The sequence below is a fragment of the Variovorax sp. J22R115 genome, assembly GCF_030317005.1.
Classification (GTDB): domain Bacteria; phylum Pseudomonadota; class Gammaproteobacteria; order Burkholderiales; family Burkholderiaceae_C; genus Variovorax.
On sequence record NZ_JASZYM010000017.1, the window covers coordinates 33,356 to 48,552 of the forward strand.

A 15,197-nucleotide genomic window follows, 5' to 3' on the forward strand; every position below is an offset into this window, starting at 1 on the left:
CTGCGGGGCGCAACCTAAAATTCGCCCATGAGTTTCTCCACCGTCTCCGCACTTTCTCCCCTCGACGGCCGCTACGCGGCCAAGCTCTCGGCGCTGCGTCCGCTGATGAGCGAACAGGGCTATATGCACCGGCGAGTGCAGGTCGAGGTGGCGTGGTTCATCGCGCTCTCCGACTGCGGCTTCGCCGAATTCAAGCCCCTCACCGGGGGTGCTCGCAAGTACCTGCTGGGCCTGGTCTCCAACTTCTCCGAGGCCGATGCGGTCGCGATCAAGCAGATCGAGAAGACCACCAACCACGATGTGAAAGCCGTCGAGTACTGGATCAAATCGAAGTTCGAGGCCCGTCCCGAGCTGCTCGCGGCCTCCGAGTTCGTGCATTTCGCCTGCACCAGCGAGGACATCAACAACACCAGCCATGCGCTGCAGATCCAGGCGGCGCGCGAAAAGGTGATGCTGCCGGCCATCGATGGCCTGATCGCGACCTTGCGCGACATGGCGAGCAAGTTCGCCAGCGTGTCGATGCTCTCCCGCACCCACGGACAGACCGCGAGCCCCACCACCGTGGGCAAGGAGCTCGCCAACGTCGCCGTGCGTCTGGCGAAGGCGCGCGAGCAGATCGCAGCCGTGCAGTTGCTGGGCAAGATGAACGGCGCCGTCGGCAACTACAACGCCCATATGGCGGCATGGCCCGGCTTCGATTGGGAAGCCTTCAGCCGAAAGGTCGTCGAAACACCGGCGCCGCTGGGCCTCGGGCTCACTTTCCAGCCCTACAGCATCCAGATCGAGCCGCACGACTACATGGCCGAACTGTTCGATGCGGTGGCGCGCATCAACACCATCCTGGTCGATTTCTCGCGCGACATCTGGGGCTACGTGAGCCTCGGCTATTTCAAGCAGCGGCTGAAGAAGGGCGAGATCGGCTCGTCGACGATGCCGCACAAGGTCAACCCGATCGACTTCGAGAATGCCGAAGGCAATCTGGGCCTGGCGAACGCGGTGCTGCGCCACCTCAGCGAAAAGCTGCCCATCAGCCGTTGGCAGCGTGACCTGACCGACAGCACCGTGCTGCGCAACATCGGCGTGGCATTCGGCTACGCGGCGCTCGCCTACGCCAGCCTCGCGACGGGTCTGGGCAAGCTCGAACTGAACGAGGAGGCGCTCGCCGACGACCTCGACGCGTCGTGGGAGGTGCTCGCTGAGCCCATCCAGACCGTGATGCGGCGTTTCGGCGTGCAAGGAGCCTACGAGCAGCTGAAGGAAGTCACGCGGGGCAAGACCGTGACGGCCGAGGCGCTCCATGGGCTGATCCGCTCGCTCGCCATTCCTGACGAGGAAAAAGAGCGCCTGCTGGCCATGACGCCCTCGAGCTACATCGGCAAGGCGGCCGAACTGGCGCGGCGGGTCTGATGGCGCTCAAGTCCACGATTTTCAAAGCGAACCTGGCCGTCGCCGACATCGATCACAACTACTACGCCGACCATGCCCTGACGCTCGCGCGCCATCCCAGCGAAACGGATGAGCGGATGATGATCCGCCTGGCTGCGCTCGCGCTCAATGCGTACAAGCTGCAGGACGTGTGCAACGGCGACGGCACACTGGCCTTCGGCGCCGGCTTGTCGAACCCTGACGAGCCCGACGTGTGGCTGCGCGACTTCACCGGTGAGGTCAAGTTGTGGATCGAAGTCGGACAGCCGGAAGACAAGCCCATCATCAAGGCCTGCGGCAAGGCCGATGAAGTCATCGTCTATTGCTTCAACCATGCGGCCGAGATCTGGTGGCGCGGCATCGAGAACAAGCTGACGCGGCCGCAGAACCTCAGCGTGTTCCGCGTGCCGACGGCTGCCTCGCAGTCGCTGGCGGCGCTCGCCCAACGCTCGATGCAGTTGCAGGCGACGATCCAGGAGGGCGCGCTGATGCTCGGCGACGGCACGCACAACATCGACATCGAGCCAGTCAAGCTAAGATAGGGCCCACCCCCTACCCCACCGGCATCATGGCGCCGCAGTGCCAGCACTGCTCGAAGCCACCTTCGACCAGTTCGCCGCAGACGCAATGCCAGCGACGCTGGGGGCGATGACGCAATTCGTGCAGTACGCGCTCGGCGAGCGCGTACTGCTCGTCGTCCTCGACCCAGATTTCGGGCAGGCACTGGTCGGGCGGCAACTGCCCTGCCGCGGCACCGAGGTACTCGCGCTGGATGGAAGCCTCGACGCCATCCTCACGCAGCACATGCACCCACAGCGTGGCGATGGCCAGGTTGGGGGCTTGCACGAGGCGGCGCATGGCGAGGGTCAGTCCGTCAGTCCGACTTGTCCGGTACCGCTTCGCCGGAATCGTCGTCGGGCCACACATGCTCGGCCTCGCGTGCGCGCTCGGCGTACTTGTTGAAGCGCCAAGCGCTGTCCTGCATGGTGATGCGGCGCCATGTCGATCGCTTCTCGGCCGGCGACATCGCGGGCCAATGCTGCACCTCGTCGAAGCTGCGGCCGCAGCCCTTGCACTCGTCGTCGCCCTGGCTGGTGGAGCAGATCGCGATGCAAGGCGTGTCGGGAGTGCTGTGGTACCACGTGAGCCAGGCGGCCCAGGCCTCGGACGGGAAGCCGACCTCGTCGACCTCGTCCTCGTGATGAAACACCATCAGCGCGTAGACCTCGGCCAACGCGCGCAACTCGGGCGCGAGCGTGATGCCGTCGGGTGAAGGTTTCCTGTCGCGCCAGAAGTTGATGGCGGCCTCGATGTCGGTGATGTGAATGGCGGCCATGGGGGGACGAAAAATGCGAGCGGGCATCATAGTCCGCCAAAGTCCCGCAACCGGCGAAGGAATTGGGCGCTATTAAATAGATAGCAATCATCTCTGTGTTGACAGGGGTTCCCAGCGCCTTTTTCTTGAATGGCCGGCGACCGCGGGTTGCCACAGGACGGCCTCGATGCTCTAATCGCGCCCACGAAGGGGAGTAGCTCCCGTCCGCTGTCGAGAGCGGACATCGTCAGGTCGTCAATACGAAGCACACAACACTTCCGGCCTGTCGGGCAGCCATCGCGCTGCCGAGCAAGACCTTCGATTTGAACCCGTGCTGGTTTGATCGAAGCGATTGCAAGTTCCTTGGGGGTTTCCGAATCCTCAGTCAGCCGCTTCATCCGACCCGCATGGGCGGTTTCGAATTGAATGGAGGACTTTATGGAACTGTTGATGACCCCCGAGTTCTGGGTCGCTGTCGGTCAGATCATCATGATCGACATCTTGCTGGGTGGCGACAACGCCGTCGTGATCGCGCTGGCCTGCCGCAAGCTGCCACCGGCGCAACGCACCAAGGGCATCCTTTGGGGCACAGCGGGCGCCATCGTGCTTCGCGTGATCCTGATCTTCTTCGCGCTCACGCTGCTTGCGATCCCCTTCCTGAAACTCGCCGGGGCCCTCTTGCTGGTGTGGATCGGCGTCAAGCTGCTCGCGCCCGAGCATGACGACGCACATGGCAACATCACCGCGAGCGACAAGCTCTGGGCCGCCGTGAAGACCGTGATCGTGGCTGACCTCGTGATGAGCGTCGACAACGTGATCGCCATTGCGGGCGCCGCGCAAGGTGCCGGCGAAGGCCACCAGATGCCGCTCGTGATCTTCGGCCTGCTGGTGAGCATCCCGATCATCGTCTGGGGCAGCCAGCTCGTCATCAAGCTGATGGACCGCTTCCCGATCATCATCACGCTCGGCGGCATGCTTCTGGGCTGGATCGCGGGCACCATGGCCGTGTCGGACCCGGCCGTTGCCAATGCCGCGGCATGGACGTGGGTGCCGAAACTGCCGCAAACTGATGTGGTGCGCTACGCTGCCGGTGTCTTCGGTGCGCTACTGGTGCTCGCTATCGGCAAATGGGTTGCGGCACGTCGTCCCAAGCCTGCTGAAACCGTGACTGCCTGATCTCCGACCCGTTGCCTCTGCCACTCCAACCAATGAAAGAAGGAGCACCTATGGAAAAGATCATTCTGTACGTCGACGATGCGGCCTATGCGCGCGAGTTTCTCGCCAAGGTCGCAGCGGCGGAAGCGGGCAGCGGCGGGCCACGCCAATGGGTGCTGGTGGCTTGCGCCCCTCGCATGACGCACCGCATCAGCAAGTGGGTGAGCCACAGTGCGCGTGAGAACTGGCGTGCCAAGTGGTTCGCGAAGGTGCAGGATCAACTGCTGCCATTGCTGGCCCATGAAGGCGGGCAGGTAATCCCGGTCCTCGCGAAGGGGCCGCTGACCGATCTGACCAAGCGCCTGAAGCTGGAACACGGCGCGGCCCAGGTGGTCGATGCGCGTCGGCCCAAGATCGGAGTCGACCTCGAGCCCGTGGCACCCGACGTCGCGCCGCCCGGACAGTCGAGCTGGGCCTTGCCAGGCGCCGTGGTCGGAATGGGCGCATTGCTCATGCTGGCCAACGAATTATCGGAATAGGTGCGCGACTCCCTGAATGCGACTGCTCATCAAGTGGCTGCTCAGCGCGCTCGCGCTGCTCGCAGTCACCTACTTCTACAGCGGTGTCCAGGTGACGAGCTACACCTCGGCACTGCTGGCCGCAGCGGTGATCGGCCTGCTGAACATGTTCGTGCGGCCGGTGCTGGTGGTGTTGACGCTACCGGTCACCATCGTCACGCTGGGCCTCTTCCTGTTCGTGATCAACGCCCTGCTCTTCTGGGCCGCGTCCGGCCTGCTGCCGGGCTTTCACGTCGATGGTTTCGTCGCCGCGTTGATTGGCTCGCTGATCTATTCACTGCTGGGACTGGTCATCGAATCCGCGCTGGGCGGGCTGTTCTCCAAGCGCTGAAGCATTGCGACGCGGCGCATTCACGCCGCGCGCTTTCCTTTTCCCCTACCTGAGCGGCTGCTCGGCCGCCTGCTCCCTGAAGAGCACCTCCACTGCACGTGCGCGCGTGTCGATGATCGACGCCTCGTAGTGATCGACGGACACGCCTCCCTTGCGAATCAGATCCTGAGCGGCCCGGAGACGATCGCGCGCACCCGGATAGTCCAGTATCGCCACGTTGGCCTCGGCATCCGCGCGCACCGCGCGGACCGTGTCGTTCTGCGCCCCGTACAGATTGGCCAGCGTGCGCCAGGCAGACGCGTCGCGCGGATGGACGGCCACCCAATCACGCAGCGGCTGGATCATCGGCGCGGAATTCCGCATGCCAACTGCAGCCTGTGCGGACAACAACATCTCGGGCCGGTCCTTGGCCTTGGGATCGAGCAGCGCCGCCGCGGCAGGTGCAGCATTCGCCGCGAGTTCGATCTCGGCCGACAGTAGTCGCGCGAGGCGAGAGGACGGCGCATTGCCCGCCGTGAGCGTGACGAGCCGCTGCGCCAGCGCGCGGGCTGCCTTGAAGTCGCGCAGTTCGCTGGCGGCCAGCGCTGCCGCGTAGAGCGTGCCGGCCTGTTGCGCGGGCGAACTCTTCGCGAACTCGCCGCTCGAGGCGGAGTCGACCCACAGCCGCAGCACGTCGACGCCCGGGCGCGTGAGCACACGCGCCCGGGAGGCGATCATGGCGTGGTCCATCGCAAGGGGCAGCGCGGCCGGCGGCGTTCCGGCCTTGAACTGAAAGCGACCCTGCATGTCCGCGATCCGCTCGCTGTTGAGCGGGTGGCTGCGCAAGTACGGATAGGACCCGTTGTCGTTGAGCCGCGACGCGTACTGCAGCTTCTCGAACATCGCGGCTGCACCCTGCGGCGCATAGCCGGCCTGCGTCATCACACCGAACCCGACGCGGTCGGCCTCGCGCTCCATGTCGCGCGAAAAGCTCAGCTGGTTCTGGACAAATGCGGCCTGGCTACCCATGATCATCGCCTGCCCGGCATCGGGGCTGCGGCTCTTGCTGGCAGCGATCGCGCCGAGGATTAGCCCGGCGAGCATCAGCGGCATCTGCTTGCTCTGCTTGGCCATATTCCGCGCGATATGGCGCTGCGTGACGTGCGACAACTCGTGTCCCAGCACCGTGGCGAGTTCGTCCCGGCTGCCCACCACCGCGATCAGGCCCAGGTTGACCCCGAGGTAACCCCCCGGCAGGGCGAAGGCGTTGATGCTGCGGTCGCGCCCGAGCACCACCGTCCAGGCGAATCGTTCGTCGAGTTCGGGCGTGAGATCACCCCGCGTGCGCGCGGCCGCAAGCAGCCGCTGCCAGATGTCGTCGACGTACTCGGCGAGCACCGGATCGTCGATGTAGTCCGGATCGCGATACAGCTCGCGTGCAATCTGGTCACCGAGATGCCGCTCGGCGCTGGCGGTCATCTCGCCGCCGTCGCCCATGCCCGGCAGCTGGGCCAGGGCGGGGGCCGGCAGCGCCAATTGCGCGGCGATCACCACTGCGGCGCACACGCTCCGCAAGAGGCGCCAGGCGGGCCGAGGCGCGCCGGTGGAGTGGAAAACTGGAGTCACCCGCAACATTCCTGGTCAATGGTTCGGCCTCGTATGATGCGGCACTTCGCCGAACGTTCACAGATGAGCTCCCTTACACATTTTGACGCCCAGGGCCAGGCGCACATGGTCGACGTGGCCGCCAAGCCGGCCACCCATCGCGTGGCCGTGGCGACCGGGCGCATCGAGATGCAGGCAGCCACCTTGGCGCTGATCGAATCGGGCACCGCGAAGAAGGGCGACGTTCTGGGCGTTGCGCGCATCGCCGGCATTCAGGCCGCGAAGAAGACGAGTGACCTCATTCCCCTATGCCATCCGCTGGCGCTGACGCGCGTGGCGGTGGCTTTCGCCCTGTCCGAGGGCGGGTTGCCCCAGGTGAGCTGCACGGCGACAGTCGAAACGGTGGGCCCGACCGGCGTGGAAATGGAAGCGCTGACCGCGGTGCAGGTGGCGCTGCTGACGATTTACGACATGTGCAAGGCCGTCGACCGGGGCATGCGCATCACCGACGTCCATGTTCTGGAGAAGCACGGGGGGAAGTCGGGGAGCTATACGGCCGGCACGGCGAATCCGGGCTGAATCAGCTACCTGACAGTTTTGGGACGGTAGTCCCTCCGCAGACGCGCCCGCCTGCAAACCATCCAAGAGCTTCGTACCTCGATCAGTGATCGCGGTGGCCGAAGCGCGCTCGTCGTTAGGTCGGTACAAGTACAGATCTGACCATTCCTGGGCGCCGGGCCTCCGCCGCCGACCAACGGCGATGTCCGCATGCCGAACGGCTTTGGGTCTTCAGGCAGGCTGTGACAATCTGTGACTAATGTTGAAATTGCGCATGCAGCCTAACTTGCCAGAGAACCAAGCCCCTATGAAACCGTCCAGTTTCTCGAATCGGTCATCGAATCCGAAGCCCCAGTCCGGCTTTACGTTGATCGAAATCATGGTGGTGGTCGCGATCGTGGCCATCTTGGCCACGATCGCCTATCCGAGCTACACGGACTATCAGCGACGCGGTCAGGTGCAAGAGGCTCCTACGAATCTTGCCGACTATCGGACGCAGATGGAGCAGTACTACCAGGACAACCGCACCTATGCTGCGGGCGGCAATTGTGGTGTTGCGCTGCCAACCCCGGCCAGCGCGCGCTTTACTTATGCGTGCGCCACGGCGAACTCGGGCCAGACGTACACGGCGACAGCCACCGGTGCCACGGGCCGTTTGACGGCCGGCCTCGCCTACACGATCGACCAGCGCAACAACCAGGGGACGACCTGCACCAGTTGCGCCTGGAATTTCAGTGGTGCCCAGACCACCTGGGTCCTTCGCAAGCCATGAAACGCGTCGTGCGCGCTCGAATGAAGGGTTTCACCCTGGTCGAGTTGATGGTGACCGTCTCGCTGTTCGCCCTGCTGCTCAGCTTCGCGTACCCAAGCTACACGACTTTCATCCGGAACACCCAGGTCCGCGCCGCCGCGGACTCGGTTCTGAACGGCCTGCAACTCGCCCGTGCCGAAGCCATACGCCGGAATACCAACATTCAGTTCCAGTTGCTCAACACCTCGAACAGCACAGCGGTCACAGGCGGCACGGACTGGGCGGTCATGTCCGCGGCGACAGCCACGCCGGCGGTATTCGATCAGCAGATCCAGACCCGCAGGGAAAGGTCCGCTTCGTCGAATGCCCGCATCGGCACCGCAACCACCGTGACCGCTACGGTGGCTGCCGCGGGTGCCGGCATGCCGGCGAACGTTGCATTCACCGGACTGGGACGCCTGACCACGGCGACCACCGTACGCAAGATCGACGTCACCGGAGGCACCGGAACGCGCACGCTGTCGATTGTTCTCGCGCCGGGCGGCGATGCCAGGCTCTGCGACCCCGCGTTCACCCTGGCGACGAATCCCCAAGGTTGTCTATGAGAAACAAGCTGCCTCCCCGAGCCACGCGCAAGCAGCCCCAATCGCAGCGCGGCGTCATGCTGATCGAAGCGCTCGTCGCCATTGCCATCTTTTCCTTCGCGATCCTCGGCATCGTAGGCTTGCAGGCGACCGCAATCCGAACGGTGCGCGACGCCGACTACCGTGCCAAGGCGAGCCTGCTCGCCAACCAGATCGTGGGGCAGATGTGGGTCGACCGCTTCAACGTGCCGACGTATGCGTTGAATGCCGCGGATGTGCCTTGCAGTTCAGGCACTAACGCCACCGGCAATGCGGCGGTGACCAGCTGGCTCAGCGGGCTGTCGGACCCGACCAACCCGGGTTCGCTGCCCGGCGCGACCGACCTGAAGCAACAGATCGTCGTCGGGCCGAGCAACGCCATCACCCTGACCCTCTGCTGGCAAGGACCGCAAGACGCGACGCCTCACAACTTCACGCTCACGACGCAGATTCAAGGCTGAAATCATGTCAACACTTCAGCACGCCAAGCGCCAGCGAGGATTCAGCCTCGTCGAAATTCTCGTGGGCATGGTGGTGGGCCTTGTCGTCACGATCATCATCTACCAGGTGGTCGCAACCAACGAAGGGATCAAGCGCACGACCACGTCCGGTGCGGACACACAGCAGAACGGCATCTTCAGTCTCACCACGATGGAGCGGGACATTCGCGCCGCGGGTTGGGGCATGCCATCGGCTCGCGTCATGAATTGCGGGAGGTACTTCGCCTACTTCAGCAATGGCACCCTCACCGGCCCGGTGCCCGACTTCGGGGGCACGCCTGTCCGCATCACCGATGGCGGTACCGCGGCGGGCGCATCCGACAGAATCACCCTGCTTTGGGGCACTTCCGTGCGCGCCAACGTCCTTGACGCGCTGCTGCAGAACGTCACCGCGAATCCTCCGAACACGGCGGCCGCCAATCTTCAGCCGACCACACCCGTGGGACTCTCGTCCACAGGTGGCTTCGTATGGGTGACCGATGACAGCGGCGACTGCGCCCTGGCGCGCATCACCGGCAGCGTGGCCAACCCGGCCAGCCCGACGACCTTCATCCTCTCGCACGACACCGCCACAGGAACTGCAGCGCAACCCACCTACAACCCCCCGGCGGCCTACATGACGGCGCAGGGCTGGCCGGTTTCGTACAGCACGAATCCGCGCATCTTCGACGTGGGCGCGCTCACTCAGCGCACGTATTCGGTAGTGAACGGCTCGCTGATTTCACAGGACTATTTCAGTTCGACGACCCAAGTACAGCTGGCCAACAACGTCGTCAGCCTCAAGGCCCAATACGGCATCAGCGACGCCGGCAGCCAGGTTGTCAACAACTGGGTCAGCGCGACCAGCGGGGGAGCCGCAGGAAACTGGGCCACGCCCTTGCTGGCGGACGTCAGGCGCATCAAGGCCGTGCGCATAGCGGTGGTCGTCCGCAGCCCGCTGAGGGAAAGACTGCCCGATGGCGCAACCGCATGCGCGATCACCACCGTGGCACCCGCGAGTTGGCCCGGCGGCCCGGCCATCGACCTGAGCAACGACCCCGACTGGCGTTGCTACCGCTACCGCACCTTCGAGACCGTGGTGCCGCTTCGCAACGTTCTTTGGGCCAACCTGCCATGAATCTCGCCTCATCCCTACGGGGACCAAGGGTCCACGCCTCGGCCCTGCGCTACCGCCGTGCCAAGCCGCAGAGCGGCGTCATCGTGTTCATCGCGCTGATCGCGCTCCTGGCGCTTTCGCTCGCGGCGGCAGCGCTGCTGCGTTCCACCGACACCGCAAGCGTCATATCCGGCAACGTCGCGTTCAAGAACGCAACCACCAGTGCTGCCGACACCGGCGCCGAACGTGCCTTCAACGCGTTGCCCAAACTCGCCACGGACAACGTGGACGTTGCGAACACATACTTTCGCCTGATGCAGGCTGTGGACGCCAACGGCGTCCCCTCCACGATCAACTGGGCCAACGTACCGTGCTACGACACTGCGGGCGGCACCACCGCCGTGAGTTGCACCGATGAATCCACGTATCGGGTGCAGTACGTCATCGATCGCTTGTGCACCACCGCCCCGGCGCTCACCGACCCACTGACCCTGCTCACCAGCAAGTGCGTGGCCGGGCAGCCGTTTTCTGCCGGCGGTGGTTCGGTGGACGACAACACCAGCAGCCACGCGCAGACCACCAACGTTTTCGGCAGCCTGGCGCCTCCGCCACCCACGCGGCCCACCATCCACTACCGGGTGACTGTGCGCGTCCAGGGGCCGCGCAATACCAGCAGCATCGTCCAGACAACGATCGAACTGCCGTACGGCTGAGTACGGCCGCAACAACAACGAGTACGCACCATGTATCCAGCACTCAAAAAAACTTCGACCGGCATCATTTCCATCATGGTGCTCTCGCTGATTGCGCAGCCCTTTCAGGCCTTCGCGGCGACGACCGACCTGACGGACGTTCCGCTGGCGGTTCAGAGCGGGGTCAAGCCGAACGTCCTTTTCACACTCGATAACTCGGGCAGTATGGAGTGGGGTTCGATTACGGGGGGCGACGCAACCGCCGAATACACGAACGGCAGGAAAGACGTGCGAGCCTATTACTCGCCCTCTTTCAATCAGCTCTACTACAACCCGGGAATTACCTATTTGCCAGGGGTGAAATACGACGGCGCCGCCACAACATCTACGTCATCGATGGGTAACAGCCCGAAAGCCGGCGCGCGAATCGATCCGTATCCGACCCAATCGGGCGTTACTGGCACCGTGGATCTGACCACATCGTGCTGGAACGATGCAAATGCCCCCGCTTTGCCGCGATACGACGCCGCGAGCTTCGCAACCAATAACAGCTGCTCGTCCACGACTACCACCTCCAAAACAACTCAATATGCCCGCTACGCGTTTTATTACGTGTGGAAAGGCTCCGGGACGGAAAACGGGAGTTCAGGCCAAGACATTGATGGCAATTACGACCGGAAAGAAATTATCAGTACTTCGGCCCCGTTCCCCAAGGCGGCCACAAGAACCGACTGCGGCGATTCAACCGTCACATCCTGCAGCTACGACCAAGAAATTCAGAATTTCGCGAACTGGTTCAGTTATTACCGTACCCGCATTTTGACCGCAAAGTCCTCGTTGGGGCTCGCCTTTTCTGCTCTCGACGCAAAGTCTCGTGTAGGTTTTGCGACGATCAACGACAACAACTCAAACAACAACACCTCTGCGGTCAATTTTGTTGCCTTGTCTGATTTCGATGGCACCCAAAAGAATACTTGGTACTCAAAGCTCCATTCCATCAATCCGAACGGCGGCACGCCATTGGTCGCCGCACTCGACCGCGCCGGTCGATATTTCAAGAGTGGAACCATGCCCGGCGCGACCACTACAAGCCGAAGCACAACAGTCCCCCTTGCCTGCACGCCCAACTACTCGATCCTCTCGACGGATGGCTATTGGAATGGCACCGGAATCACGTCAGCGGATGACCAGGACACCACCGTCCCGACTTTGCCCGCCAACGTCTACGTGAATCCTGACAACGGTGCGACCATCAATGATCCGGTCGCGGGCGCGCCACTGGTCAAAGACCAGCGTTTCCCTGCTCCTTTCTATGACGGAAACACGGCCTCCGACACTCTTGCCGACGTGGCGATGAAGTACTGGATCACCGACCTCACGGGTTCTTCGGCAGGCAAAGTAACCTCCAATGCCTCCGATCCGGCCACATGGCAGCACATGACGACCTTCACCATTGGTCTCGGCGCGAGCGGCACCCTTACATCGGCGCCAACGGGAACGGGCAAATGGCCCACTCCGGTGGCTGACACCGCGACCGCCATTGATGACCTCTGGCACGCAGCGCTCAACGGCCACGGGAAATATTTCAATACCAAAGACCCGGCCAAGCTGCAGACGGCACTTTCGTCCATCCTCAACGACATCGTCAACCGTACGGGCTCGGCCGCCTCCGTGGCCGTCAGCAACCCGAATGTCAGATCGGGTGACAACTCGGCCTTCGCCTCCAGCTTCAACTCTGGTGCGTGGTACGGCGACCTTCAGGCCTTCGCGATCGATCTGAATACTGGCGTTTTGAGCGACACGGCGCTTTGGTCAGCTCAGTCACTGCTGGACAGCAAGACATTCAGCTCGCGCTATATCGCAAGTTTCGACGGGAGTGCCGGAGTGCCCTTCACTGCGACCGGCCTGGCTGCCAAGCTGTCGCGGCTGAACTCGCCGGGCACGCCGCCTGGCCCGACCGACAATGCGGCGGTGATCTCCTACTTGCGGGGAGATCGAAGCAAGGAGGGTGATGGCAGCGATAGCGCCAAGCCTTACCGGACGCGCACCCATGTGCTGGGCGACATCGTGGATGCCGAGCCGACTTACGTGTCCGCGCCGCGCTCGAGCTACACCGATACCGGATATGCCACTTTCAAGGCAGGCACTGCGGCGACTCGCACCAAGGTGGTCTATCAGGGCGCCAATGACGGCATGCTGCACGCTTTCGACGCAAGTACTGGCGCCGAACTGTGGGCCTATGTGCCCGGCAACCTGCTGGACGCCAATCTTTCAACTACCTACACCTCGACGAGTTCGCTGGTCGGTCTGACGCAGCAGTCGCTGTTTCAGCACCGCTTCTATGTGAATGGAACGCCTACGGCGACCGACGTGGATCTCAGCAATACGCAGGCGAACCAACCTACACCGCCCGCCGCAAGCTGGGCCACCGTCCTGGTCGGAGGCTTCGCCAAGGGTGGAAGGGGCTACTACGCGCTGAATGTGACCGACCCGACTGCCACCTCCGATGGCACGGTGGCGAGCAAGGTGATGTGGGAGTTTCCTAACGCGAGTACACCTGCGGCAGTCAAGAACAACATCGGCTACACCTATGGCTCGCCGCTCAACGTCAAGACCAAGGCAGCGGGCTGGGTCACCCTGGTGACTTCGGGCTACAACAATGGTTCCACGACGGGGGGCGATGGCGCTGGCCACCTCTACGTGCTGAACACCGCTACGGGTGCCTTGATCAAGGACATCAGCACCGGTGCCGGAACAAGCGCAGACCCCAGCGGGCTGGCAAAGATCAGCGCCTTCCTGGCGAACCCGGGTGTCGACGACACCGCCGACTACGTCTACGGTGGCGACACGCTTGGCAATGTCTGGCGCTTCGACCTGTCTGATGCGTCGACCACCAATTGGAACGTGAAGCTGCTGGCGACGCTGGTAGACGCCAGCGGCGCGGCACAACCCGTCACCGGAACGCCAGAGCTCGGCGTCGTGAATGACAAACGCATGGTCTTCGTGGGTACCGGGTCCTACCTCGGAACGACTGATATCCCGGGCACATCTGGCGCCAAGGCGAGCGCCACCCGGGCGCAATCGATGTACGGCCTGCTGGACGACAAGTCGACCACCCCGACGATCGCACCGCTACGCACTCAGCTCGTACGGCAGACCGCCGTGGCGTCCGGCACCAACATTAATGTGACCAGCAATCCGGTGGATCTCGCGACCAAGAAGGGCTGGGTACTGGATTTTGCGACCACACCCGCAGGCGAGCGCTCCTACACGAGTCCGGTTTTGTTCCAGGGTGTTCTTGCGTTCACGACGAACATACCTTCGAGCGATCAATGTGCGCCGGGAGGGAGTTCCAATCTCTATTTCATCAACTACAGCAGCGGCAAACCCATACCGAACCTGACAAGCCGCTACGTCGGCAATGTGTTGGCGAGCCGTGTGCAGCCCGAAGGACTGCCCAACGGGACCGTGAAGATCCTCGTGCGCACTTCTGACGCGAAGACCAAGGTCTACGATGTGGCGATACCGTCTTCGACGAACCCGACTCGGATCATGTGGCGGGAAGTGATAACGAATTGAGGCGAATTGAAGTTTCGAGCCCGAGCTCGCCGGCGGCAATGCCCCAGCTCGGAAGGCAAAATTCCGAGAATTGCCTTCTTCAAGGAGCACGGCGCAAGCCGAATGCCATTAGGCCGGGCTCACTGCCGTGCCGAACGCCCGTGAGGTCTCCCTGGAATGCCGAGAGGACGCGCACGAGAAGTGCGCGGTTGATGTCAGGACTTCCGTCGGAAATTCAGGAAACGGCACGCGCCGCAATCAGGCACGGTTCAAGCCCCGTTACCTCGATGGCCGCGTCGTGCGCCCGCAACCGCGACCAAGAGGCGCGCGAGCGCTGAGAACTCACGCGGCGGATATCAAAGCCGCTTACAGTTCAGACTTTGACCAGCTCACATAAAATGTGATCTTTCGTCAAAGACCCACTCGGCGGCGGCACCACATCGTCATGCGTACCCGCAGCCCACCGATGCAAGTTTCGATAGGCAATTGGTGACACCAAGAAGATCGCCATCTGTGCAAGCGTGCTCAGCGTACCCAGAAGTCCTGGCTTGCCGGCGTGGTTGAAGCGCTCAATGCGGGTGACGCGCAGCCCGGCACGCGTTGACATCAAGGAAAGCCAGCGAGGGCCGATGAAGCTGATGTGCTCCGGGTAATGACAATACCAAAACCTCGACTGCATTTGCTTCCACAACCAAGCCTCTGAGTTGCCTGTCGTCACGATCATCCGACCCCCGGGCTTCAACCGGGTTGCCAGGTGGGCGAGAAACTCAAGGGGTTGGCAACATGTTCGACCACGTCACAGGCGGTGATCACGTCATAGTGCAGCACGTCGCCCGCGCTTTCCCAATGCTCCGCTGCGATCCGTACGCCGCGCGCTTCTGCTTTGGCCGCCGCCGCAGCGTTAGGTTCCATAACGTGCAGACGGCATGCTGGTGGTAGTCCGGCCAGCAGATGCCCAGTAGCAGCCCACCTCGAGCACATCTATAGGATCATCGGGAATCATCAAGTCGCCGCGAACACAATCCTCATCC

The 15,197-nt window shown here is 63.2% G+C and carries 15 protein-coding genes and 1 pseudogene; 12 read left to right on the top strand and 4 right to left on the bottom strand.

From position 1 onward, the window contains the following. Positions 1-27: 27 nt before the first annotated feature. Positions 28-1,407, top strand: a complete 1,380-nt coding sequence (gene purB / locus QTI04_RS26760) for an adenylosuccinate lyase (RefSeq protein ID WP_286618189.1) — start codon at positions 28-30, stop codon at positions 1,405-1,407. Next, positions 1,407-1,967 carry a YaeQ family protein gene (locus QTI04_RS26765; RefSeq protein WP_286618190.1) on the top strand — a complete coding sequence of 187 codons (561 nt, stop codon included), beginning with the start codon at positions 1,407-1,409 and terminating at the stop codon, positions 1,965-1,967. The genes purB and QTI04_RS26765 overlap by 1 nt, the downstream gene beginning before the upstream one ends. Before the next feature lie 10 nt (positions 1,968-1,977). On the opposite strand, the gene QTI04_RS26770 is transcribed toward QTI04_RS26765, so the two are convergent. Continuing rightward, a complete protein-coding gene (locus QTI04_RS26770; protein WP_286618191.1) occupies positions 1,978-2,283 on the bottom strand; it encodes a DUF2007 domain-containing protein in 306 nt (101 codons plus the stop codon). A gap of 16 nt (positions 2,284-2,299) precedes the next feature. Next, entirely contained in the window at positions 2,300-2,761 is a 462-nt protein-coding gene (locus QTI04_RS26775) for a DUF3717 domain-containing protein (RefSeq protein ID WP_286618193.1), read from the bottom strand. A gap of 417 nt (positions 2,762-3,178) precedes the next feature. Between QTI04_RS26775 and QTI04_RS26780 the strand changes: the two genes are divergently transcribed. From QTI04_RS26780 to QTI04_RS26790, 3 genes are read left to right on the top strand one after another with little or no spacing between them, the layout of a single operon-like run. Next, positions 3,179-3,916, top strand: coding sequence for a TerC family protein (locus QTI04_RS26780; RefSeq protein WP_286600291.1), 738 nt, complete (start codon positions 3,179-3,181; stop codon positions 3,914-3,916). 50 nt (positions 3,917-3,966) lie between these two features. Next, complete coding sequence (locus QTI04_RS26785; RefSeq protein WP_286600292.1) at positions 3,967-4,434, top strand: hypothetical protein; 468 nt, start codon at positions 3,967-3,969, stop codon at positions 4,432-4,434. Between the two features lie 16 nt (positions 4,435-4,450). Continuing rightward, positions 4,451-4,804 carry a phage holin family protein gene (locus tag QTI04_RS26790; RefSeq protein ID WP_286600293.1) on the top strand — a complete coding sequence of 118 codons (354 nt, stop codon included), beginning with the start codon at positions 4,451-4,453 and terminating at the stop codon, positions 4,802-4,804. A 45-nt stretch (positions 4,805-4,849) separates the two neighbouring features. Here the strand turns inward: QTI04_RS26790 and QTI04_RS26795 are convergent, their stop codons facing one another. Beyond that, complete coding sequence (locus QTI04_RS26795; RefSeq protein ID WP_286600794.1) at positions 4,850-6,280, bottom strand: M48 family metalloprotease; 1,431 nt, start codon at positions 6,278-6,280, stop codon at positions 4,850-4,852. Between the two features lie 192 nt (positions 6,281-6,472). Between QTI04_RS26795 and moaC the strand changes: the two genes are divergently transcribed. From moaC to QTI04_RS26830, 7 genes are all read left to right on the top strand, one after another. Beyond that, positions 6,473-6,967: a cyclic pyranopterin monophosphate synthase MoaC gene (gene moaC / locus QTI04_RS26800; protein WP_286618194.1), complete on the top strand. Its 495-nt coding sequence runs from the start codon at positions 6,473-6,475 to the stop codon at positions 6,965-6,967. 286 nt (positions 6,968-7,253) lie between these two features. Further along, entirely contained in the window at positions 7,254-7,718 is a 465-nt protein-coding gene (locus QTI04_RS26805; protein ID WP_286618196.1) for a type IV pilin protein, read from the top strand. Positions 7,719-7,738: 20 nt separating this feature from the next. Next, complete coding sequence (locus QTI04_RS26810; protein ID WP_286618197.1) at positions 7,739-8,302, top strand: GspH/FimT family pseudopilin; 564 nt, start codon at positions 7,739-7,741, stop codon at positions 8,300-8,302. Further along, positions 8,299-8,781: a hypothetical protein gene (locus QTI04_RS26815; protein WP_286618198.1), complete on the top strand. Its 483-nt coding sequence runs from the start codon at positions 8,299-8,301 to the stop codon at positions 8,779-8,781. The genes QTI04_RS26810 and QTI04_RS26815 overlap by 4 nt, the downstream gene beginning before the upstream one ends. Before the next feature lie 4 nt (positions 8,782-8,785). Further along, positions 8,786-9,937 (top strand): PilW family protein, encoded by a 1,152-nt coding sequence (locus QTI04_RS26820; protein WP_286618201.1) that lies wholly within the window; start codon positions 8,786-8,788, stop codon positions 9,935-9,937. Then, the gene (locus QTI04_RS26825; RefSeq protein WP_286618203.1) at positions 9,934-10,629 is read left to right on the top strand and encodes a hypothetical protein; all 696 of its coding nucleotides are present in this window, start codon (positions 9,934-9,936) and stop codon (positions 10,627-10,629) included. Before QTI04_RS26820 ends, QTI04_RS26825 begins: the two co-directional genes overlap by 4 nt. A 30-nt stretch (positions 10,630-10,659) precedes the next feature. Next, entirely contained in the window at positions 10,660-14,187 is a 3,528-nt protein-coding gene (locus tag QTI04_RS26830) for a pilus assembly protein (RefSeq protein WP_286618205.1), read from the top strand. Positions 14,188-14,539: 352 nt separating this feature from the next. Here the strand turns inward: QTI04_RS26830 and QTI04_RS26835 are convergent. Then, positions 14,540-14,929 (bottom strand): annotated as a pseudogene (locus QTI04_RS26835) (hypothetical protein); the annotation flags it as partial. Positions 14,930-15,197 lie beyond the last annotated feature (268 nt).

Coding starts and splice junctions, on each gene's coding strand:
- purB (WP_286618189.1), top strand. CDS start 28: ATGAGTTTCTCCACCGTCTCCGCACTTTCTCCCCTCGACGGCCGCTAC.
- QTI04_RS26765 (WP_286618190.1), top strand. CDS start 1,407: ATGGCGCTCAAGTCCACGATTTTCAAAGCGAACCTGGCCGTCGCCGAC.
- QTI04_RS26770 (WP_286618191.1), bottom strand. CDS start 2,283: ATGCGCCGCCTCGTGCAAGCCCCCAACCTGGCCATCGCCACGCTGTGG.
- QTI04_RS26775 (WP_286618193.1), bottom strand. CDS start 2,761: ATGGCCGCCATTCACATCACCGACATCGAGGCCGCCATCAACTTCTGG.
- QTI04_RS26780 (WP_286600291.1), top strand. CDS start 3,179: ATGGAACTGTTGATGACCCCCGAGTTCTGGGTCGCTGTCGGTCAGATC.
- QTI04_RS26785 (WP_286600292.1), top strand. CDS start 3,967: ATGGAAAAGATCATTCTGTACGTCGACGATGCGGCCTATGCGCGCGAG.
- QTI04_RS26790 (WP_286600293.1), top strand. CDS start 4,451: ATGCGACTGCTCATCAAGTGGCTGCTCAGCGCGCTCGCGCTGCTCGCA.
- QTI04_RS26795 (WP_286600794.1), bottom strand. CDS start 6,280: ATGGGCGACGGCGGCGAGATGACCGCCAGCGCCGAGCGGCATCTCGGT.
- moaC (WP_286618194.1), top strand. CDS start 6,473: ATGAGCTCCCTTACACATTTTGACGCCCAGGGCCAGGCGCACATGGTC.
- QTI04_RS26805 (WP_286618196.1), top strand. CDS start 7,254: ATGAAACCGTCCAGTTTCTCGAATCGGTCATCGAATCCGAAGCCCCAG.
- QTI04_RS26810 (WP_286618197.1), top strand. CDS start 7,739: ATGAAGGGTTTCACCCTGGTCGAGTTGATGGTGACCGTCTCGCTGTTC.
- QTI04_RS26815 (WP_286618198.1), top strand. CDS start 8,299: ATGAGAAACAAGCTGCCTCCCCGAGCCACGCGCAAGCAGCCCCAATCG.
- QTI04_RS26820 (WP_286618201.1), top strand. CDS start 8,786: ATGTCAACACTTCAGCACGCCAAGCGCCAGCGAGGATTCAGCCTCGTC.
- QTI04_RS26825 (WP_286618203.1), top strand. CDS start 9,934: ATGAATCTCGCCTCATCCCTACGGGGACCAAGGGTCCACGCCTCGGCC.
- QTI04_RS26830 (WP_286618205.1), top strand. CDS start 10,660: ATGTATCCAGCACTCAAAAAAACTTCGACCGGCATCATTTCCATCATG.